The following is a 21,363-nucleotide window of genomic DNA, read 5'->3' as shown; positions in this document are numbered from 1 at the left end:
TAATCCTGTTTCAGCTAAATGTGCATCAATTTCTGAAACAAAGCTTTTAAAATTAGCTTCAATATACGCGTTCGTATATTTTCCTCGTTTCTGAGCAATCGACGAGGCTAAATTTCATAAGTACTCTGTTACTCGCTCAAAGTTTCCCTTGATCTTCCCCCACATTGTTCGAAGCAAAATGGTCAATCTTAAGACAACGAAACGAATACCTTGGTATATTTTTTGCTCAACCATGCGCATTCCTCGTACAGCATATACTGCTACGTTACGAGTGCCATGAGTGAGTAAACCTAAAATGCCTTTTTGAGGCAAACGAAGACGAATGAGCCAATTTTCGAATCGAGCTAACAAAGACAACTCTTTGGCGATGCCAATGGGGATCACAATGGCTGTCCCTTCGAAGGTAGCCCAGCCAAAAAACTCTCCCATTGTGAAGAGATTCCCGTTGATAACCTTTTCTTGATAGGCGACCTTAATTGCTTTGAATAAGTTTACAATTGCTCCTGGTATGCGGCAAAGTGCTTCGAAGGCCTCCTTCCCCGTTTTGAAAGGTCGAAAAACCATATTGAATAAAAATTTTAGTGTTCCTCCTGCAAAAATGGCGAATCCTGCGGTAAGTGAAACCGCACCTTTCGTAAAGCCCAGCATAAAGCCTACGATAAAATCCCAAATCCCTTTCTTATGCTTGCCATAATAGAGGCGGTTCGCTTCCCCTTTTTTCTTCAGGTGCTCTAGTAATACTAAGGGAATCAGGCTAATCCAATCCCATTGCACCATCTCATCAAAGGAACTTTCTTCATTGTGGGCCTGTAGAAAACGGAGCAGTGCAGCGTGAGTATCTAGATCATAGTGGGCTGTAAGTTCACCCTCCACTTGTAGAAAACCAGTGATTCGAAGAAATTCTTTGAGTTGGAGAACATCCCATCCATTCGCTTGAAGGTACGCTTCATACGCTTTCCATTTCTCCTCCTGGTCGTCTGGATCCTGCAGTAATGCGAGCCAGTCGCCTAAAGGGTATCCTTGTGACGCGAGTGTTCGAGCCATATCTACGAGATCCTGATCCATTTCTCCATTCACTTCGAGATGGTAACGACCTTCTTCACGAAGCAGTAGATCATCTCCGAACACATTGAGCAGTAGTTGTAAATCCTTGATCGCATTATACAATTCAGGGGTATACTGATCGCTATAGCCTTGTCCCTCGATATATTCTTCTCCCTGGAGTAACCCTAATTGTGATAGGTACAGTTTCAAGGGAGAAATGAGCGCTTTTTCTTGGCTATCTTCCTGATTATATCTTTCAAGTAACGCTAGAAGTTGAGGATCGACCGAAGGAGAATAATCCGGGTCGGGTAGAACTGAAGAAACTGTACGGAAAGAGATCCCTGTAGCCGTAACACGTGATTTACCCATGGCTTGGGGCTTCATTCCTGGGTTTCTTCCTACCGTAGGAGTCCACTGGGCTGAAGCATAGCCGCCGCCCCGCTGGGGTCCATGCGTCGATGCAGGTTTCCCACGGCCCCATCCCCGTTCTTTCCAGAAGCGGAGGGCGAGACCTTCCCGTAGCTGGTTCACGGTATTGGTCAAGGCGACGCCCCAGGATGACCACCCTGTCCAGGGACGAATCCGCCTCATGCTAGATGCCACGGAGGTGAAGCCTGTACCTAGTCGTGAAGCGCCTCGTCCGAAAGAAGATCCCTCCGCTTGCAATCCTCTCATAAGCTGAACGAACCGTGTGGAGCCTGGGGTACCTGAGATCAGGGTGAACAGGCGAGAAGTGTGGAATGTACGCCAAGCTGACCCGAGGAATCTCGTGATCCCTCCACCGATGGCACCGCCTGTAGCACTTCGGATACTCGCCCAAAATCCTGCGCCCCCGTAGGATCCATAGAGGATTTGCGCGAGCCAGGGGAACACTCTCCCCCCAGCTGTCATGGCACCGATGGAGCTGAACAGTGCTTGCCTTCCTACCATGCCCCAGCTGAGTAGAGCACCGACTCCCACGATTCCCAAGGAAAGAGTAAGTTGAAAAAATGCCTGCCAGTATGAAGAGGAACTAACCTCACCTTGGGAAAGAATATAGAACTGGTAGGTGGTAGGTTGGATCACCTGGGTTTGGAGCCATTCTGTTCCCATTGTCCAGCCTATCCGACCTCCTGCAGCGAGGGTATCCCAGGTGATGGTGATTACTTCACCGAGGCTACGTTGGACAAGCTCCCAAGTGGATGGTGAAGAAGGTTCGTGATTGAGTGCAGGGTTTTCGATGATTCCTGCATCCGAGCTTCCATTCGATAGAGGTTCTTGGGGTGTGGGAATAAAGGTAGGCTTCAGATCGGTGGGGTCGGAGAAGTCCTTGGGAGAGAAGGGTCCGCTAGAGCTATAGACAATGGGGTTGATCCAAGCGATTGTCCAAAAGCATAGTAGAACGAGCAGAATAAAGCCGATGAATAACTGCTGACGATGAGACGATATGATACGTTCCTCCTTCCTTATCAAGACATTCAATGAATTTCCTGTCTATTTTTGTCTAGTATAATGGAAGGATATGGTTTATTAAATAGTTCTTACCTATCATTTTGTAATTTGATTCACTCGCTTTTTTGAACCTCTCATGGCTAAAGCCACGAGTGTTCTCAGCTATTCCATAAATTCTGACCTAAATCCAAAATACACAAAAATAGCAGGACAGCATAGCCTTTCAGCCATACTGTCCTGCGTAATACTATTACTGTATTTTATATTACCAGTTGTAACGGATTTACCCGATCTCATCCACCTTATTCAACCACTTTCACTTCAATACGCTCCCCTACTCGTTCCACTTTAATCTTCTTCACATCCTCCTTCTCTAAGAGGAGGTCCACAATGGGATCCTCTACATAGCGTTGAATGGTTCGGCGGAGTGGACGAGCACCATACTGTGGATCATAGCCTAATTCGACTAAGCGCTCCTTCGCTTCCTTAGTAATCTCTAGCTGGAGCTGGCGCTCAGTGGCGATTCTTTCTACATCGGCTAAGAGCAGATCGATAATCTGTAATAGATCCTCTTTTTCTAGTGCTCGGAAGTGAATTATATGATCAAGTCGGTTGAGAAACTCTGGTCGAAAATACTGATGGATATCCTTAGCATTACTAGTCATGATAATAATCGTATCTTTGAAGCTCACCGTACGACCATGGCTATCTGTTAAGCGCCCATCTTCCAGGACCTGTAAGAAGAGGTGCTGTACGTCTGGATGAGCTTTTTCCATCTCATCGAGGAGAAGGATGCTATAGGGTTGACGCCGAATAATCTCGGTCAACTGTCCCCCATCCTCATGACCAATATAACCAGGAGGCGAACCGATCAGCTTAGCTACCGCATGCTTCTCCATATATTCACTCATATCCAAACGAACCAGAGCGTGACGATCGCCAAATAGCGTATTGGCTAAAGAACGGGATAACTCTGTTTTGCCCACTCCTGTGGGTCCGACAAAGAGGAAGGATGCAATCGGGCGGTCACCATAGTGGAAGCCTGCGCGACTGCGGCGAATAGCCCGTGCCACTTGTTCAACCGCTTCTGGCTGTCCGATCACTTGTTTTTTCAGTTCTTCATCGAGATTCCGTAATCTTGTCTGTTCATCGGTCTGAATCTTCGCCACTGGAATCCCTGTTTTCTTCTCTAGAATCTGATGGATATCCTCCACGGTGACCTCATGTTTACTCTCACCTTGCTCCGCCTTGCTCATCTTCTCTTGCAAAAGTAGCTCCTCTTGACGTAAGTAGGCAGCTTTTTCATAATTCTCTTGTTCAGCAGCTTCCGCTTTCTCCTTCACCACTTCTTCGAAGCGTTTTTTCATGGCGTTCAGATCCTGATCATGGAGCTTTAAGTTCACCATGGAACCAGCCTGATCCATGAGGTCAATGGCCTTATCAGGAAGATGCCGATCCTGAATATACCGCTGAGAAAGCTGGGCACATGCTGCTAATACTTCGTCTGAATAGGTGACACCATGGTATGCCTCATAGTGAGGACGTAATCCCTTTAAAATTTGAACAGTATCCTCGACGCTAGGCTCCTTCACAAGAACAGGTTGGAAGCGACGCTCCAGTGCTGCATCCTTCTCAATCTCCCGATACTCCTTCAAGGTGGTAGCACCAATCACCTGAATATCACCACGGGCTAGAGCAGGCTTGAGAATATTCCCTGCATCAGTGCTGCCTTCTGTCTTCCCTGCTCCCACAATCTGGTGAATCTCATCAATGAAAAGAATCACTTGCTGATTCTGCTCCAATTCCTGCACAAGCTGCTTCATCCGTTCTTCAAACTGACCCCGATAAGACGTTCCAGCTAATAGGGATGCCACATCCAGAGAGATGATCTCTTTGTCCAGTAGCTTCGTGGGAACCTTCCCTTCTACGACGCGGAGAGCTAGACCCTCAGCAATGGCCGTTTTACCAACACCAGGCTCACCAATTAAGACAGGATTATTCTTATTGCGACGATTTAAGATCTCCACAACCTGCTCAATCTCATCATCCCGACCGATTACTGGATCGATCATCCCTGTTTTTGCGATGTCGGTTAAGTTTCGTCCAAACTGCCCTAAAACCCCCTTACCTTTACTTACAGAACTGTGCTGAACCATCTTCTTACCTGGATCAATGGTTCCCTCTTCATTGCTTCCACCTTCCAGATGATCCATTTCTCCATCAAGAGCTTGGTGAAATGGCCAGAACGTAGGAGTAGAAGAGAACTCCTTCCAGAAGGACTGGAAGAGGGATGATGGATTGGTGAAGGCATCAACGGATTCAATCTCTTTCGCTTTGACCATTGCTTCATAACAAGAGGAGCAGAGCGCCAATTGTTCATGCTGATGATTCACACGACGCTCCATCAATACAGTCGCTTCCTGCTGACCACAACGCATACATAACATTCTTTTCTTCCCTCCCACCAAAATTCAATTTGATTTTTCGTTTGACTCCCACTTTCAACTTTGGCTTTAACTTTGACTTTGACTTTCTTTGACCTTTATATTTTTATTATACGACGTTCCATTGGAAATTTCAATCATTTCCATGAAACGTCGCAATATTTTAGTTATTCTCTTCAAAAAACGCCTGATATAAGCTACTGATCGCTCGGTGTTCATCCGATTGCTTAATACCAAACATCATGCTCACCTCAGATGACCCTTGGTTGATCATGACGATGTTCACCTCAGCTTGGGCCAATGCGTTGGTGGCTTTTGCGGCAATCCCTGGATAACTCCGCATTCCTTCCCCTACCACCATAATCATCGATAGATCATGCACTACCTCAATATGATCCACCTGTAGTTCTTCTTCGATCCGTTGACGAATTCGCACTTCTTTCTCTGCAGAGAGCGAATCCTGACGAAGGATTACAGAGATTTGGTCAATCCCTGAAGGGGAGTGCTCGTAGGAGATCCCTTCATCCTCAATAATCTCTAGTAATCTACGACCAAATCCAATCTCACGGTGCAAGAGATATTTACTGACCAGAATACTGCAGAAGGGATGATCACAGGCGATCCCGGCAATGGTGGAAGGCTTCGCCTCGCGTTCGAAAACTACCATCGTACCTGGTGCACTAGGATTGTTCGTGTTCTTGATGCACACCGGTATCTTCGCCTGAAAGGCAGGCTGTAGTGCCTCATCATTGAAAACGCTAAAGCCTGCATAGGAGAGCTCACGCATCTCTTGATAGGTCAAAACGGAGATGGGCTTCGGATTGGCCACATAGGCGGGAGAAACGGAGTAGACCGCATCTACATCCGTAAAATTCTCATAGAGTTGAGCACCCACCGCTTTTGCTAGAATCGATCCAGTAATGTCTGATCCACCTCGAGGAAATGTGACTAGATTCCCCTCGCTCGTGAAGCCATAAAATCCTGGAAAAACAAGAATCCCCTCTCGCTCACGAAGGGATGATAAGCGTTCATACGCCTCAGGCAACACTCTCGCCTGACCATATTCAGAGGTTAGGAGCATACCTGCTTCCTTTGGGTCAATGGCTGTTGCGTCCTGCCCCTGTTTCCGTAATAGAGCAGCGAGAATCAATGAGCTCGCTTCCTCACCAGTTGCTTTTACCCCATCGATCCAAGGCGCCTTTTCAACGATGGGCTGAGCCAAACGATGGCGTAATCGGCTCTCCAATTCATCGAGTAAAGTAGGCGGTAATGCAAGTCCAGTGGTAATCTCCTCATAGCGCTGGAGAATTGCTAGGAGCGAGTCCGTCTCGATCTTACCAGTCTGTAGCTTCTCCTCGGCACAGGTGATGAGTAAATCAGTCACCTTCTGATCTGAGGCAAAGCGTTTGCCTGGCGCTGAGACCACCACTACCTTCCGCTCGGGGTCCGCTAGTACGATCTGAACAACCTTCTTCATCTGTGCGGCTGATGCTAGGGATGTGCCGCCAAATTTACTCACTTTCATCGTCATTCCTCCAGGTGTGAACGTTTCTAGGTTTGGATTAGTTGTAGTAGCGCATCTTCATACTCCAATTGGGCCAACTCCCACACTTCCGAAGGCCAGACTACAGCGAAATGGGGATGCAATTCTTGGAGATAAGCTAGTAACGCTGTCCGATAAACAAGGGGGGCTAGACTCCATAAATCAGGATACTTCGTATTACCGAATGGATATAACGACTCCTCCTTCACAGGATTACCATGAAGGAAATAGCCACGTGCTCGGTAGATCTCTTTATATAACTTTTGTATTAAGTTAACATATTGATACTCCCGATTCAAGACTATTTCGAATTTTTCTTGATTTAATCTTGAATCATTCCAGGAAAAGGATCCAAGTAACCGCAACACCTGTTCCTGCGAAGCTGTTCGCTTCTTCGGATGTACCAAAATCTCCATGGCACTCACCCAAATGGAGAGGTAGAGTCCATAATCAAAGAGGTTGGCCTGATTCTTCAGCGGAACGGAGCTAGCATGATAGGCCATCTCTAATGAGCGGAAAATTACCCGTGTCTCCCGTTCTTCATTATTCTCAGCAAATCTTCGCTCCCAATGAAGACGCAGCCCTTCATATAGGATAAAGTCCAAGCCATAGCGCTGATGATAAAAGCGGGGAACATGGGGTGCTGCCATGCCTTGAAAAGGTGCCTCTAGCGTGACTATTGCCTGTAAAGCAGGAGATAGGATGACCAGGTGATCTTGATCTGCCATGGTCACTGGATAAAAATCAAATGAATCAGAAAAGAGCGGATGCTCAGGTTGTCCCTGCTTCCGCACATGAGCCCACTCCCGTAGTTGAATGGACAAAGCTACCATATTACGAAAAGCCACAAGAGCCTCTGCAGTCACTGCAGAGGCTGGGGCTTCTGGATGAATTAATAACACAGCTGGCTCAATGGCTTGACCTGTCATATCCACAAAAGCGTGAAGTAATTTTCTTGCAGAAGGTATGGCTTCCTCAATTTGTTGAACGCGGGGATCCTTTGCAGGAACCAAGGCCATCTGTGAGCATTGAAAGCATTCGGATAGATTTAGGTTGGGTAGGACATACGCCAATTCCCATAAGCTCTCCCCCACTCTCTCTTCCTCCCTTGCTGAATAGGCTTAGAACCAAATGGTAAAGAAAAACCAAAGAATCATGACGAGCTGAATCATTAATTTCGCCACAGAACTACTTAAAAAGCCGATGAGTGAGCCAATGGATGCACGAAAAGCTCGTTCTACATTGGGTTCTAGTAAAATTTCCGTAATAAGCACTGCAATGAAGGGAACGATCAAGAGTCCAAAGGGTGGAAAGATAAAGCTACCCACGATGATCCCAAGGGCTCCTGCCCGCCGTCCCCATGCGGAACCGCCATACCGTTTTACAAAATAGCTATTGGCTAAAATATCTGCCAAGAAGATCAAGATGGTGAGAATGGCCATCGCCCACCAGAAGACAGCTGTCAATGCTGTTCCATGAAGGGCAAACTGGTAGAGAAGGAAACCAATCCAGAGAAGGAGAACAGAAGGTAATACGGGAAAGATCAGCCCTACAAAACTAAGTCCAAATAGGATGAGAATGAGAATCCATAAAAATATGTTCATAACGCTTACCCCCCTTACCAACCCCGTTCATAGGGTTTTGGTACAGAAATTTCTTCATGTAATTGTAACGCTGCTGTTCTTGGCCAATAGGGATCACGAAGTAACTCTCGGCCGATAAAGATGAGATCGGCCCGCTGATTTTGCAGAATCTCTTCCCCTTGAATGCCCTGTGTAATCAATCCCACCGCGCCAGTAGGAATCCCTGCTTCCCGTTTAATCCCTTCGGCAAATGGAACCTGATAGCCCGGATAGGCATGTATCTTATAGGAAACCACGCCGCCTGAGCTCACATCAATGAGATCGACGCCATCCTCCTTCATCCATTGCGCAAGCTGAATCGATTCTGTCATGCCTTGTCCATCTGGATGGTATTCATGACCTGAGATGCGGACAAAGAGCGGACCATCCCACTCCTCTTTCACCGCTTCAATCACTTGGTGTAAGAAGCGATAGCGATTCTCTATGTTACCTCCATACTGATCCTGGCGGTGATTAGTTAGGGGTGAAAGAAACTCATTGATTAAGTAGCCATGGGCTCCATGAATTTCGATGAGATCATAGCCCGCCAAACGTGCACGCCTGGCAGCCATCCCAAAGGCTTCGATAGTTCCGTCAATCTCCTCTTGCGTCATCGCCTTGGGAACGCGCATCTGTTCATTATAAGGAATAGCCGAGGGTGCGAAGATCGTACCTGGAACCAGCGCCTTTCTTCCTGCATGAGCTAATTGAATGCCTGCCTTGCTACCAAAAGCATGGATGGTCTGTACCAGCTGAGTGAGTCCTGCTACTTGCTCATCTTCCCAGATGCCCAGATCTTCCTCACTAATACGGCCTGCTGGCAACACTGCAGTAGCCTCTTGAATAATCAGTCCAACTTGACCGATGGCTCTCGATCCATAGTGTGTAAGATGCCATGGGGTTACCTTTCCATCCTTCTCCTCACAAGCATACATACACATGGGTGACATCACAATTCGGTTCTTTAATTGGAGATCCTTTACATGATACGGCGAGAGTAATAGACTCATCCATTTCACCCTTTCTTTGTATATCGTCTCCCTATATTGTACCAAATCATACGGAAGAATTTACATTTCTCTCAATACTATATACGAAGATTCGACTAAAAAAGGTGCAGAAACTCTTCATTACATCGAGAGCATTGGTAGCAACGACAGCATTCTTTAAGTTTACTGTATTGGGGTATTGTGGTATATTTGGTTGCAGTTATATCCATAAAGTGACACATCTGAGCCACTACAAAGAAAAAATAGGACCAGAGGAGAAATCTTATGAAAAGAGCATTTCTATTTCTAAGCATGTTCTTGCTTCTATTCAGCCTCGTTGCCTGTAGTTCAACCACTTCTGAGCCTGCCGAACAACTGGTGATTGCAGTCTTATCCAATCATTTATCTTCCGATGGGGGGATTGCCAACTTCCAAGTGACCCATCCTGCTGTAGATCTTATGACGGTCGAATATTATCCGCTCCTCGAAAAGTACTTAGCGGAAGGAATTCCTTACCCCGATGCATTTGAACTCGCCATGGCCGAGCTGTTAGCCACTGAGAATCCTCCCGATGTGCTCATCGCTCCCAGCTTTGATCAACAACTGTTGATCGAGAATGAGATCCTTCTGCCACTAGATGGCTTGATCAAGCGAGATCAATTTGATCTTGGACGTTTTCATCCAACGATCCTCGAAAGTCTACAGCATTTAGGTAATGGAACACTCTTCGGTTTAGCCAGCACCTATGAGTCCAGTGCGCTTGCCTATAATAAAAAAATCTTTGATCGCTATCAAATACCTTATCCTCAAGACTTTATGACCTGGGAACAATTTGTGGATCTCGCATTACAGGTGACCCATCCGGAAGATGGAATCTATGGCATGGACTTATCCCTCTTTCGCCGTCAGGATGTCTCTGAATACCATTTCTTTCTTGACTTTATTAAACCACTACAGGTAGACTTCATCGACCCCCATGCCAATCAGATGAGCATCAATAACGCCACATGGCGGCAAGTCTTTGCAGATGCCATCCATATTTTGAACTCTGGGGCTCTCATTCCTTATGTCAATACCCATTATGATCACTCCCAATCAAATCAGGAAAAAGAGCAGCAAGACTTCCCTCCTTTTTTATCCGGGCGTGTTGCCATGATGGAAATATCCAGTACAGATTTAGGGATCCTGACTCCATCATCCACGAGTCTTATTCAATACGATGAGTGGGTCGACTTCGATCTTGTAACTGTGCCAGTCCATCCTGATCGTCCTGGAATTGGCGCTACCATCTATTTCCCTGAATTCTATACCATCTATGGAGAAAGTCCACGCACTGAGCTGGCTTGGGAATTCATCCAATTCGCTCTAGAACACCCGCCTAAGGATCGATACAGCCAATTACATGCCTTTCAAGATGCTACCATCCATTTCAATCAAGATCTTCATTGGGATGCCTTCCACTTACTCTCACCACCTGCTCCATCCCATCGTCATGAAGAGAAAGCACTACAAACCAAGCGTTATGAAATCCATGATGTCATTGAAAAATATTTCACGCAGATCCTTCAGAATAAGATCAGCATTGACGAAGCCTTAGAAAAAATGGAGCAGGAAGGGCAAGCCATTCTAGATCGAGTAAACTTGGACGAAAGAGGCTAGATCAAATGATTATGAGAACAAGTAAAGGACCGATTTCACCTGTTGAAATCGGTCCTCTTCATCTTCATGTTGCTACTTCATGATAATTTCGCCTTCAACCATTCCTTCCCTTCCACCATCCGGGTAACCATCATGCTACTCACATAGTCGCCAGTAGCGTTCACCATGGTAGCGGGAGGATCAACAAGGGTGCCTAGGACAGCTAAGATCGGCAATGCTTCCGGTGGGAAGCCATACATGGTGACGATGAGCATCTCACCGAGGAAGCCACCGCCAGGAATCCCACCCATGACTACACCACTAAGTAAGGCAATCCCCACTGCAGTTGCATAGGTTCCGAAGCCATGGAAATCCATCTGAAAGATCCCGAAGAGAAAGGAGATTTTCAATATGGCTGATAGTGCTGACCCATCCATATGAATAGAGGCGCCGATGGGGATTACCGTCTCCCGAATATCCTTAGGCACACCGGTACGTTCAGCTGCAAGCAGATTGGCAGGAATGGTGGCAACACTGCTACCTGTTGCTAAGGACGTGACCGCAGGTGAAACTGCATTTCGCCAAAAGAGGCGGGTGCCTGTTGCCCCTCCTCCAATAAAGGCATAGAGGGTAAAGAAGATAAAAAAGTAAAGAATAGCGACAGGATAGTAGACCGCCATGGCTCGGGCATAGGAGCCTAAGAGCTCTGGACCAAAGACGCCCACTAGGGATGCAAAGTAGGCACCCAATCCGATGGGAGCATACCACATGATGATGGAGACCACCTTCATCATCACCGTTGAGCCTGAGGAAAGAAATTGCGCAAAAGGTCGACCCTTCTCCCCACTGAGGCTGGTGGCAATTCCCACCAGCATGGCAAAGACGATAAGAGCTAGCATATTACGGCGAGAGAGGAGATTCAAAAAGTCAGGCTGCGTAAAGGCCTGCACCAATTGCTCCCCTACGCTTAGCTGCTCTACATCTGCTGGAACCTCCAGTTCAACTTGCACACCCTGAGAGGGTGGTGCCATCTGAACAACAAAGAGCATCACAATACCTGAGATAATACCGGTAATAATAAAGATCGTAAGCATGGAACCCATGATCTTTCCAAAACGCTTCATATTATCCATATTTCCAATGGTGGAAGCAATACTAAAAAAGACAAGGGGTACAACGATGGTAAACATGAGATTGAGAAAAAGATCCCCCAAAGGCTTGAGGATATCTGCATCCTGACCCATCACCATCCCCACAACCGAACCGATGACAATGGCTGCTAGTAAGATCAGGGGAAAGCGGTAAGAACGAAACCAATTCATAATCATCCTCCTTTTCCTAAGATATTTTTCGTCATCATATGTAGTGATTCTATTATACTATTCTTTCTAGGATGCTTTCTATGAAAAACTTCGCATTCCCGTGTGAATCTCAGCACAGTACGTGTTATGATGAAACTATTCCTGTTTATTTTATTGCTAGGGGGCAACGATATTGGATCTGCTAACTTCCTTGATTATCCTCGCAACTGGACTCCTTGCTGGCTTTATTAATGTAATGGCTGGCGGTGGTTCACTGCTTACCTTACCTGTTATGATATTTCTCGGCTTACCTCCTGCCATTGCCAATGGAACCAATCGCATCGCACTGCTTGTTCAGAGTTTAGTGGCGATCAAAGGTTTCCATCAGCATGGCGTCTTCCCTTGGAAGCTCGGGATCTTACTGGGCATTCCTGCTGTCATCGGGTCGATTATTGGTGCTAATATGGCCATCACTATCTCCGAAGATATTTTTAATAAGATCCTAGCTACAGCCATGATCGTCGTACTAGCCATCTTAATCTGGCAGCCCCAAAAACGAATGCGTCGTAAAACCAAAGAGATGAGCCGAAGAAGCAAAATTATCGCTGTGATTCTCTTCTTCCTTTTTGGTGTGTACGGTGGCTTTTTGCAAGCGGGTATCGGCTTCTTTATGATTGCGGTTTTACTATTACTCACCCAGCTCTCCCTTGTGGAGATCAATAGCATCAAGGTGTTCGTCATCGGTGCATTCTCCATCTCCTCCCTGATCATTTTTATCATCCATGGTGAGGTAAACTGGGTTTATGGGATTGTCCTCGCCTTAGGAAATGGGGTAGGTGCAGCCCTAGCTAGCAAATTTGCTATTGCTAAGGGAGACAAGCTAGTACGTATCATGCTGATTATCATGGTGGTCGTCATGGCCATTCGCCTCTTCTTTAAATAATTCATACATTGTTAGCAATTACCCCCAATTCCTTGGATTATAATGTATTTGGGAGGTGAAAGCAGTTTCATACTGCGAATGCAATGACCAGTTGTTACGCTTTAGGTTTAGATGTGGGATCAACCACCATCAAATTAGTCATCCTAAATGAAAAGAATGAAATGATCTATTCCACATATAAACGTCACTATTCTCAGATCAATAGCGCTGTAACCCAGCTTCTCACCGATCTTCAAGCGCAACTACACAATACAAATGTCAACATCATGGTGAGTGGGTCCAGTGGTTTAGGGGTTGCAGAATGGCTTCAGCTTCCTTTCATCCAAGAGGTTATTGCTTGTACCAAGGCTGTGCAGACCTGGATCCCTGAAACCGATGTCGCCATTGAATTGGGTGGTGAGGATGCGAAGATCACGTACTTTTCTCCCACCACGGAACAACGAATGAATGGAACCTGCGCCGGTGGCACCGGTGCTTTTATTGATCAAATGGCCACGCTCTTGCATACCGATGCAGCCGGCTTAAATAAATTGGCGAAAGAAGCTCGCACCACCTATGAAATTGCTTCGCGCTGTGGCGTCTTTGCCAAGACCGATGTACAGCCCCTACTCAATCAAGGGGCAGCCCGTGAGGATGTGGCATCGTCCATCCTGCAAGCTGTGGTTAATCAAACCATCAGTGGCCTTGCATGTGGTAAGCCCATTCGTGGGAAGGTGGCCTTTCTCGGTGGGCCCCTCACCTATCTGTCCCAATTACGCAAACACTTTATAGACACCCTTAACTTACAGGAAGATGATGTGATCTTTCCTGCTCATTCCCATCTCTACGTCGCCATGGGAAGTGCCCTGGAGGCTAGGAATGAACAACTACTAAACTACTCTGACCTGCTAAAAACCATGGAAACCAAGAGAAATAATGTGACGAAAACCGAGCATATCGAGCCGCTATTTCACAATGAAGCAGAGCTAAAGCAATTTACAGAGCGTCATCAAGCGTCCCTCGTTGAGCAAGCCTCCCTTGATAACTACAAGGGACCTTGCTTTTTGGGGATCGATGCAGGCTCTACCACCACCAAAGCTATCCTCCTCGATGAAGGAGGACGAATTCTCTATTCCTACTATGGAAGTAATGAAGGGAACCCCCTTGCCCTCTCCGTTCATCTATTGCGAGATATCTATGACAAGCTCCCTGCTACAGCATCTATTGCCGCTTCCGCTGTCACTGGCTATGGAGAGGATCTCATTAAGCAGGCCTTGAAGGTGGATATGGGTGAGGTTGAGACCATTGCTCACTGCAGAGCAGCCCAATACTTTGTCCCTGATGTGGATTTTATCCTAGACATCGGGGGCCAAGATATGAAGGCGCTCTCCCTTCGCGATGGGATCATTCAGAGCATCACCTTAAATGAAGCCTGCTCTTCTGGCTGTGGCTCCTTTCTCGAAACCTTTGCCCATTCATTACAAATGGAGATCGAGGATTTTGCAGAGGCTGCCCTCCTCGCACCTCAGCCGGTGGATCTCGGTTCACGTTGCACTGTTTTTATGAATTCCCGTGTGAAGCAAGTGCAGAAGGAAGGCGCCTCCATCGGTGATATTTCTGCTGGGCTCTCCTACTCTATTATAAAAAATGCCCTATTTAAGGTGATAAAGTTCCGTAATCCTGAAGAGCTCGGGAAGAAAATCGTTGTACAAGGCGGAACCTTTTACAATAATGCCGTCCTCCGTGCTTTTGAACTCATCACGGAGCGAGAGGTGGTACGCCCTTCCATCGCAGGGCTGATGGGGGCATTTGGTGCGGCTCTCATCGCCAAGGAACGCTATCATGGTGAAAAAAGCACCCTCCTCACTGCCGCCGAGGTGGAATGCTTTGACTTCTCTACCAATCTACAGCGCTGTGGTCGCTGTGGTAATAACTGTCTCTTGACCATCTCCCATTTTCAGGATGGCCGTACTGCCATCACAGGAAATCGTTGTGAACGTGGGGCTGGTCTACCCTTACGTAAGGAAAGCTTACCCAATCTCTATGAGTATAAATATCAACGACTCTTCCAGTACCATCCCCTGAAGGAAGAGGAAGCATGGCGAGGAACTGTTGGTATCCCCCGAGTGCTCAATATGTATGAAAACTATCCCTTCTGGTTCACCTTCTTCACCAAGTTGGGATACCGCGTGGTACTCTCACGCCGTTCGACCAAAGCGGTCTATGAAATGGGAATTGAAACCATTCCCTCCGAATCAGTCTGCTATCCTGCCAAATTGAGTCATGGACATATCATGAGTCTGATCGCAAAAGGGGTGGATTTCATCTTCTATCCCTCCATCCCCTATGAAGAGAAGGAACAGGAAAAAGCAGATAATCAATTTAATTGTCCGGTGGTCACCTCCTATCCAGAAGTGATCGACCATAATGTAGAGGCGTTAACGGAACAAGGGATCCCCTTCCTCCATCCCTTCCTCCCTATGAATCGCTTACAGCGTCTCCAAGAACGCTTGGTGGAAGAGTTCGTCCCCATGGGAATTGGAAAAGAGGAAGTGAGGGCAGCTGCTGCGGCCGCCTGGACCGAAAAGGAGCAATTTAAAGCAGAGATTCAGCAGAAGGGTGAAGAGATTCTCCAGTATTTGAAGGAGAGCGGAACACCTGGTGTGGTACTAGCAGGACGGCCCTATCATATTGACCCGGAGATCAACCATGGGATTCCTCAAGTATTAACCAGTATGGGGATCGCTGTGTTAACGGAGGATTCAGTAGCCCATCTCGGCGATGTGGAACGCCCCCTCCGTGTAGTAGATCAGTGGATGTACCACTCTCGACTCTATGCTGCCGCCAGCTTCGTGGCCAAAGAAGATCAGTTGGAGCTGGTACAGCTTACGTCTTTCGGTTGTGGATTAGACGCCATCACTAGCGATCAGGTAGAAGAGATCCTACGCCAGCATGGTAAGACCTATACCTTGATCAAGATCGATGAAGGCTCCAATCTGGGAGCCATCCGGATCCGCCTCCGTTCATTAAAGGCGGCAGTATTGGATCGACTACGGCACAAAGGAAGCATTCATGCTGATGACGCACCATCGCTACAACGTGTTCCCTTTACGAAAGCGATGCGCAAAACCCATACGATCCTAGCACCACAGATGTCCCCTATTCATTTCGAGCTGTTTGAAGTTGTATTCCAAGCAGCAGGCTATGATCTGAAGGTGCTACCAACGGTGAATCATGCTACGGTGGAAGAAGGCTTACACTTCGTCAATCATGATGCCTGCTATCCTTCCATCCTTGTAACAGGACAGCTCCTCCATGCGCTACGCTCTGGAGAGTATGACCCAGATACAACGGCTGTCATCATTACACAGACAGGTGGCGGTTGTCGCGCGACCAATTATATTGGCTTCATTCGTAAAGCTCTGAGGGATGCAGGCTTGCCCCAGGTGCCAGTCATCTCCCTCAATGTGGCAGGACTAGAATCCAATCCAGGCTTAAGCATCACACCTACCATGCTGAAGCAGGCGATCATGGCTGCGCTCTATGGAGACCTCCTCATGCGTCTCCTCTATGCTACCCGCCCCTACGAAGAAGAAGCAGGTAGTGCTAAGCAGCTCTTCCGCCACTGGATGGAGCGGGCGAAGGAGAGTGTCCGGATCAATCATTGGCGGCGCTTCCGTGATGATGTAACACAGATGGTAGCAGACTTCGATGCGCTACCTCGTCAGCATCAGCTGAAGCCCAAGGTAGGCATTGTCGGCGAAATCCTCGTGAAGTTCCACCCTGGTGCCAATAATGACCTAGTTCATGTCCTAGAGGAGGAAGGCGCAGAAGCGGTTATGCCTGATCTTACCGACTTCTTCCTCTACTGTTCCTATAACCAACGCTTTAAATATAGCCATCTCGATGGAAAATGGTCGGCAAAAAGTCTTGGACAGCTCTTTATTAACTATGTCGAGAAGCAGCGGAAACCCATTCGCGATGCCCTCACAAGGAGCGTCCACTTCACCGCCCCTGCTACCATTGAAGAGAAAGCGCAACTGGCTGAACAGTTTCTCTCCTTGGGGAATCAGACTGGTGAAGGCTGGTTCTTAACAGCAGAGATGGTAGAGCTCTTGCATCAGGATGTGCCTAATATCGTCTGTGTCCAGCCCTTCGCTTGCTTACCCAACCATGTGACGGGGAAAGGCATTGTGAAGACCCTACGGGATCATTTCCCACAGGCCAATATTTCTGCCATTGACTATGATCCAGGCGCCAGTGAGGTGAATCAGCTCAATCGCTTGAAGCTGATGCTCACCAATGCATTTGTAGCCTTACAATCCAAAAAAACTTGATTAGAGAATCATGCAAAAAAAACCAGTGTGGGTTTCACGTACTCACACTGGTTTTTGTATAGAATGCTCACTATTGGAGTGGATTTGTTTTGGGCTCCTACCTTTCAATCCCTTGAAGATCCAGGTCCCAACTGACCATGCCATCGAGAGTAGTAAGATCTGCCAGAGCGATGTGATCACGGATCCACCCTGATACCAATGGAACATACCCCATAGGAACGCAACTCCTGCGCCGAGCCATAATCCCTTGATTGCAGAACCTCCTTTTAAGAGTACGAAAAGAGGAGGAAGGACTGCTACCGCAAATCCTTGATAAAGATAGAATAATGTAAATGGTGAAGGTCTCCAACTAAAGAGTCCTAGTAAAAGAAGGGCGTAGGCCACGATGAAAACCCAATGCGTAGAATCAGCTCTCCGTTGCTTCTGATCCCTTCCTTCCCAAAGTGCAAGGCTTAACATTGTCTTAAAGGTAAATAATTCAAAGGCGAAGCTGGAAATCAGCATGATCATCAGCGCAGCGATGAGCACCTGCCAGAACAAGGGATTGGGAAAGAGGCTCTGCATGGCATGATACCACCAATCCATCCCATTATAGCTTCCAGGATAAAGAAAAATCGCAAGGATCGCTAGCAAGGGCAGACCGAGACTCACTTGGAGAAATCCAGCAGCGAGATAGGTTTTTGAACGCTTGCCATCATACTGCTTCTGCATCCAATACCAGGTGGTACCATCAATCCAGTAAATCGCCCACTGTACGATGGCAGCGGTAAGCACAGCGAGCCACATGGCTTTATGGTTCAAGACGAGCATATAGGGATGATAGAGACGGATTCCCTGATAGACTGGCTCCACACCATGACGGACGAAAAAGAAGAGCGGCAATAGAATGGATGAGAGAAAGAGAATGAACAGCTCCCAAGGAATCAGTCTCACCCTCCTCCCCTCGCTGAGAAAAAGAGTGATGAACAGAACGAGTAATAGTAGGAGTAAATAAGCAGTCCAGATAGGCGGTTGAAGAACCAGTACCAGTATGCCTGCTATCAACCAACTATGAAAAAGCAAAAGCCAGCCACTACTAAAGAGCGAAAGAAAGAGGAGCGAACCTCTCTTCCCCTTGGAGGTTTGGCGATTTCGCAGACGCTCCTGCTCCGTCAAAAACCAGAAGCCTTGTTGATTTTTCTCGATCCAGCGCATCAAGGGCGGATAGGTCAGTAAGAGAAGAGAACTAACCAACAATGAGATGGCTAAGCCTAGTAACCCAAAGGGCTGTAAATAATAGTAGGATAGGATAATGATACTACCATCGATCCAACGGAGAAGTAACAAGGATGAAGTTAAGCCGACTCCCCAACCGCGCTCTCGTTCCACACTGCCTCTCATTGGTTATCACCAGATTGCTGATTTCGAAATTGTGTGGGACTCATCCCTACACTCTTTCGAAAGAGTGTACTAAAATAGTACTGATTAGAAAAGCCTACCTTCTCCGCAATTTCCCCAATGGTGAGATCAGGATTTTCCACGAGCCACTTCTTCGACATCTCAATCCGGTATTGATTCAGATATTCTGAGAAAGGGACCTTCACCTCCTCATGAAACTTGCGACTCAAATACGAAGGATTGACATGAATCCAAGAAGCTACGATGGAGAGGGAAAGATGCTCATCATAGTGACGATGCATAAAGAGAATGGCCTCTCCGACAATATCGCAGTATTCTGGTGGAATAATCGGTGTCTGTCCCAGTTCATAGCGCTTGAGGATCTGTTCCAGCTCCTTGCGGATGATCGGCTTCGTTAGATAGTCTACCACCCCTAGTTTAATCGACTGCTGCGCTGCGTAGAAGTCATGGGAGGCGGTGACCATAACAATATCTAGCTCAGGCTGCTTCTCCCGTAGCGCACTACCTAATTGGAGACCGGACATCTCTGGTAGATGGATATCCAACAAAGCAAGATCAAACACAACGGAGGTCGCCACATCCAATGCTTCCTTACCATCATAGGCCTTGAAAATTTGCCATGCCGGATAGAGTGATTCAATTAAGTATTCTAGTTGCTCCACTTCTAATGTCTCATCATCCACAATAAGAAGATTCAAGATGGGTTCACCTCCAGCCATGGATTCTTTTCTCCCTCACGGATAAAGGGCCAGCAAACGATCACACTTACTTCCCCTTCTCCTCGCACGAGCTTTACCGTTGTATTCTCGGGAAAGAGCAACTGTAGCCGACGCTGTATGTTTTCTAACCCATATCCCGATGGGGATGGCGGTGTAGATACAGCTACCTTAGGACTGGTATTACTCACCTGCAAAATCATCTGTTCGTCCTCGCGCTTCATGCGGATATGCAATTGGACATGACCACGAGTCTGCTCTAGTCCATGCTTGAAGCTATTCTCCACCAAGGTTTGAATCAGAAACGGTGGAATTAAACCACATACTGCCTCGTCACTACACTCCATCTCCACATGAAGGCGGCTCCCAAAACGCAACTGCTGAATGGCCAAATAGTGCTGGGTATAGCTGAGCTCATCCTCAATGGTAAGAAGTGTAGCCTGCTGCTGATGCTTTCCTTTTAAAAAAGCTGAAAAATGCTCGAGGGCATTGATCAATTCAGAAATCCGCTGTAAGCGGGCCAAACTCAAAATGGCATTAAGAGAATTGAAGAGAAAATGCGGTTGAATCTGCTGATTTAACTGCAGATATTGGGTATGATGCAATTCCTGCTCCAAGATCTCCTGCACATGGCGCTGCTCCACAATGGCTAATTTTCGCTCAAACAAGATGATAAATAATATAGTAATAGCCCCTATAATAGGAGCTACTACCGCAAGCAATATAAAAATGGTGAAGGTTTGAAAGCTAATCATTGCCATCCCTGATTTCGCAGTAGATATTACTTCTTACTATACTGCGCTACGTTAAAGTAAACAAGGAAATAATTATGACAATTCTCTCAATTCTATTATACTAATATTTGATTTGGGTGGGGCAATCCCCCTAACCTAGGATAAAGGCACCATATCCCATGGCTAAAAGAATCACAAATGCAGGATGTACTTTTATCTTCTCCAGTAAGAAAAAGCTTACCACTGCAATTCCTACCGCTTGCAAGCCCCCGCTATTACCCCATGTCCTCAGCAAAAAATCTAAGGCAATCCCTGCGAGTAGAATGGCGATGACTGGACGGATCATATTGGCCATCCGCTTCACCTTGGGAGAATCCTTATGCTTATAGATCAGTTTAAAGAGAAGCATCATCGCCAGCAAAGATGGTAGAACCGTCGCTCCAATGGCAACGAGGGATCCTAACAGTCCCCCCTCCTCATAGCCGATATACCCTGCCATCTTGGTAGCGATGGGTCCAGGTAACATATTGCCGAGCGCCAGAATATTGGCAAACTCATCCATGGTTAGCCAGCCAAAACGATTCACCACCTCATGCTGTACAAGGGGGATGGAGGATGGACCCCCACCATATCCTAAAATACCAGGGATAAAAAATGCCACGAAGATCTCCCAGTACTTCATGCTTTATCCCCCTTTCGTGGCAAGAAGGCCAACACCATGATAGCGATAATGAAAATGGCTGGATGAAGATCCAGCACAAGCAGGAAGATCACACTAAGTAATGCGAGGAAAATTGTCTTTTTGAGACCCTGCTTCATTGTAGCTTTCTTTAAGAAATCATAGGACATTTTCAACAGCATCACAGCAATCACTGGCTGAATGGCTGTTGTGATCCCTTGCACTCGTGGCGAATCCTTATACTGCATGAGAAAGCCAAGAAATAACCCCATGAGTAGCACGGTGGGAACAATGGTTGCCACGAGAGCAACAATTAACCCCATGACCCCAGCAACACGATATCCGATATAGCCCGACATTTTCGTAGCGATGGGACCAGGCAATGTATTGCCTAACGCTAAAATATCTGCAAATTCTTCATCTGTCAGCCAATGATAACGTTTGACGGCCTCTTCATGCATCAAGGGAATAGAGGCAGGACCGCCTCCATAACCAAAGATTCCTGCACGAAAAAATCCTAGAAAAAGTTCACCATAGATTCGTAGCATGTCATAGACTCCTTATT

Annotated in this window: 15 protein-coding genes; 3 read left to right on the top strand and 12 right to left on the bottom strand. The window is 46.9% G+C overall.

All coding sequences use genetic code 11. The features are described 5' to 3' along the window. Nucleotides 1-114 precede the first annotated feature (114 nt). The 6 genes from BN1691_RS08380 to namA all read right to left on the bottom strand — a co-directional run bounded on the left by BN1691_RS08380 (nucleotide 115) and on the right by namA (nucleotide 9,094). Nucleotides 115-2,505: a hypothetical protein gene (locus tag BN1691_RS08380; RefSeq protein WP_048601806.1), complete on the bottom strand. Its 2,391-nt coding sequence runs from the start codon at nucleotides 2,503-2,505 to the stop codon at nucleotides 115-117. Nucleotides 2,506-2,777: 272 nt separating this feature from the next. Further along, nucleotides 2,778-4,922 carry an ATP-dependent Clp protease ATP-binding subunit gene (locus BN1691_RS08375; protein ID WP_048601805.1) on the bottom strand — a complete coding sequence of 715 codons (2,145 nt, stop codon included), beginning with the start codon at nucleotides 4,920-4,922 and terminating at the stop codon, nucleotides 2,778-2,780. A 160-nt stretch (nucleotides 4,923-5,082) separates the two neighbouring features. Continuing rightward, a complete protein-coding gene (locus tag BN1691_RS08370) occupies nucleotides 5,083-6,444 on the bottom strand; it encodes an aspartate kinase (protein ID WP_048601804.1) in 1,362 nt (453 codons plus the stop codon). A 26-nt stretch (nucleotides 6,445-6,470) separates the two neighbouring features. Beyond that, nucleotides 6,471-7,556, bottom strand: coding sequence for a hypothetical protein (locus BN1691_RS08365; protein WP_048601803.1), 1,086 nt, complete (start codon nucleotides 7,554-7,556; stop codon nucleotides 6,471-6,473). 27 nt (nucleotides 7,557-7,583) lie between these two features. Further along, entirely contained in the window at nucleotides 7,584-8,066 is a 483-nt protein-coding gene (locus BN1691_RS08360; protein ID WP_048601802.1) for a DUF456 domain-containing protein, read from the bottom strand. Nucleotides 8,067-8,080: 14 nt separating this feature from the next. Next, entirely contained in the window at nucleotides 8,081-9,094 is a 1,014-nt protein-coding gene (gene namA / locus BN1691_RS08355; RefSeq protein ID WP_048601801.1) for an NADPH dehydrogenase NamA, read from the bottom strand. 264 nt (nucleotides 9,095-9,358) lie between these two features. On the opposite strand from namA, the gene BN1691_RS08350 reads away from it, so the two are divergent. After that, on the top strand, nucleotides 9,359-10,732 hold the full coding sequence (locus tag BN1691_RS08350; RefSeq protein WP_048601800.1) for an ABC transporter substrate-binding protein: 1,374 nt from the start codon (nucleotides 9,359-9,361) through the stop codon (nucleotides 10,730-10,732). Nucleotides 10,733-10,809: 77 nt separating this feature from the next. Here BN1691_RS08350 and BN1691_RS08345 read toward each other — a convergent pair whose 3' ends face one another. Beyond that, on the bottom strand, nucleotides 10,810-12,036 hold the full coding sequence (locus BN1691_RS08345) for a dicarboxylate/amino acid:cation symporter (protein WP_147545914.1): 1,227 nt from the start codon (nucleotides 12,034-12,036) through the stop codon (nucleotides 10,810-10,812). Nucleotides 12,037-12,205: 169 nt separating this feature from the next. Between BN1691_RS08345 and BN1691_RS08340 the strand changes: the two genes are divergently transcribed. Beyond that, complete coding sequence (locus tag BN1691_RS08340) at nucleotides 12,206-12,955, top strand: sulfite exporter TauE/SafE family protein (protein ID WP_048601798.1); 750 nt, start codon at nucleotides 12,206-12,208, stop codon at nucleotides 12,953-12,955. Between the two features lie 83 nt (nucleotides 12,956-13,038). Beyond that, on the top strand, nucleotides 13,039-17,271 hold the full coding sequence (locus BN1691_RS08335; protein WP_048601797.1) for a 2-hydroxyacyl-CoA dehydratase: 4,233 nt from the start codon (nucleotides 13,039-13,041) through the stop codon (nucleotides 17,269-17,271). A 42-nt stretch (nucleotides 17,272-17,313) separates the two neighbouring features. Here BN1691_RS08335 and BN1691_RS08330 read toward each other — a convergent pair whose 3' ends face one another. The 5 genes from BN1691_RS08330 to BN1691_RS08310 form a co-directional block, all read right to left on the bottom strand. Beyond that, nucleotides 17,314-18,651 (bottom strand): hypothetical protein, encoded by a 1,338-nt coding sequence (locus BN1691_RS08330; protein WP_048601796.1) that lies wholly within the window; start codon nucleotides 18,649-18,651, stop codon nucleotides 17,314-17,316. Then, nucleotides 18,648-19,388: a response regulator transcription factor gene (locus tag BN1691_RS08325; RefSeq protein WP_048601795.1), complete on the bottom strand. Its 741-nt coding sequence runs from the start codon at nucleotides 19,386-19,388 to the stop codon at nucleotides 18,648-18,650. The genes BN1691_RS08330 and BN1691_RS08325 overlap by 4 nt, the downstream gene beginning before the upstream one ends. Then, nucleotides 19,364-20,140: a sensor histidine kinase gene (locus tag BN1691_RS08320; protein WP_048601794.1), complete on the bottom strand. Its 777-nt coding sequence runs from the start codon at nucleotides 20,138-20,140 to the stop codon at nucleotides 19,364-19,366. The genes BN1691_RS08325 and BN1691_RS08320 overlap by 25 nt, the downstream gene beginning before the upstream one ends. Nucleotides 20,141-20,270: 130 nt before the next feature. Beyond that, nucleotides 20,271-20,801: a chromate transporter gene (locus tag BN1691_RS08315; protein ID WP_048601793.1), complete on the bottom strand. Its 531-nt coding sequence runs from the start codon at nucleotides 20,799-20,801 to the stop codon at nucleotides 20,271-20,273. Then, nucleotides 20,798-21,346 carry a chromate transporter gene (locus BN1691_RS08310; RefSeq protein ID WP_048601792.1) on the bottom strand — a complete coding sequence of 183 codons (549 nt, stop codon included), beginning with the start codon at nucleotides 21,344-21,346 and terminating at the stop codon, nucleotides 20,798-20,800. The genes BN1691_RS08315 and BN1691_RS08310 overlap by 4 nt, the downstream gene beginning before the upstream one ends. Nucleotides 21,347-21,363: the final 17 nt, after the last annotated feature.

The sequence above is a fragment of the Rubeoparvulum massiliense genome (genome assembly GCF_001049895.1).
Lineage (GTDB): Bacteria > Bacillota > Bacilli > Rubeoparvulales > Rubeoparvulaceae > Rubeoparvulum > Rubeoparvulum massiliense.
Note: the sequence above shows the minus strand (reverse complement) of the source record. Positions and strands in the feature narration are given on the sequence as shown.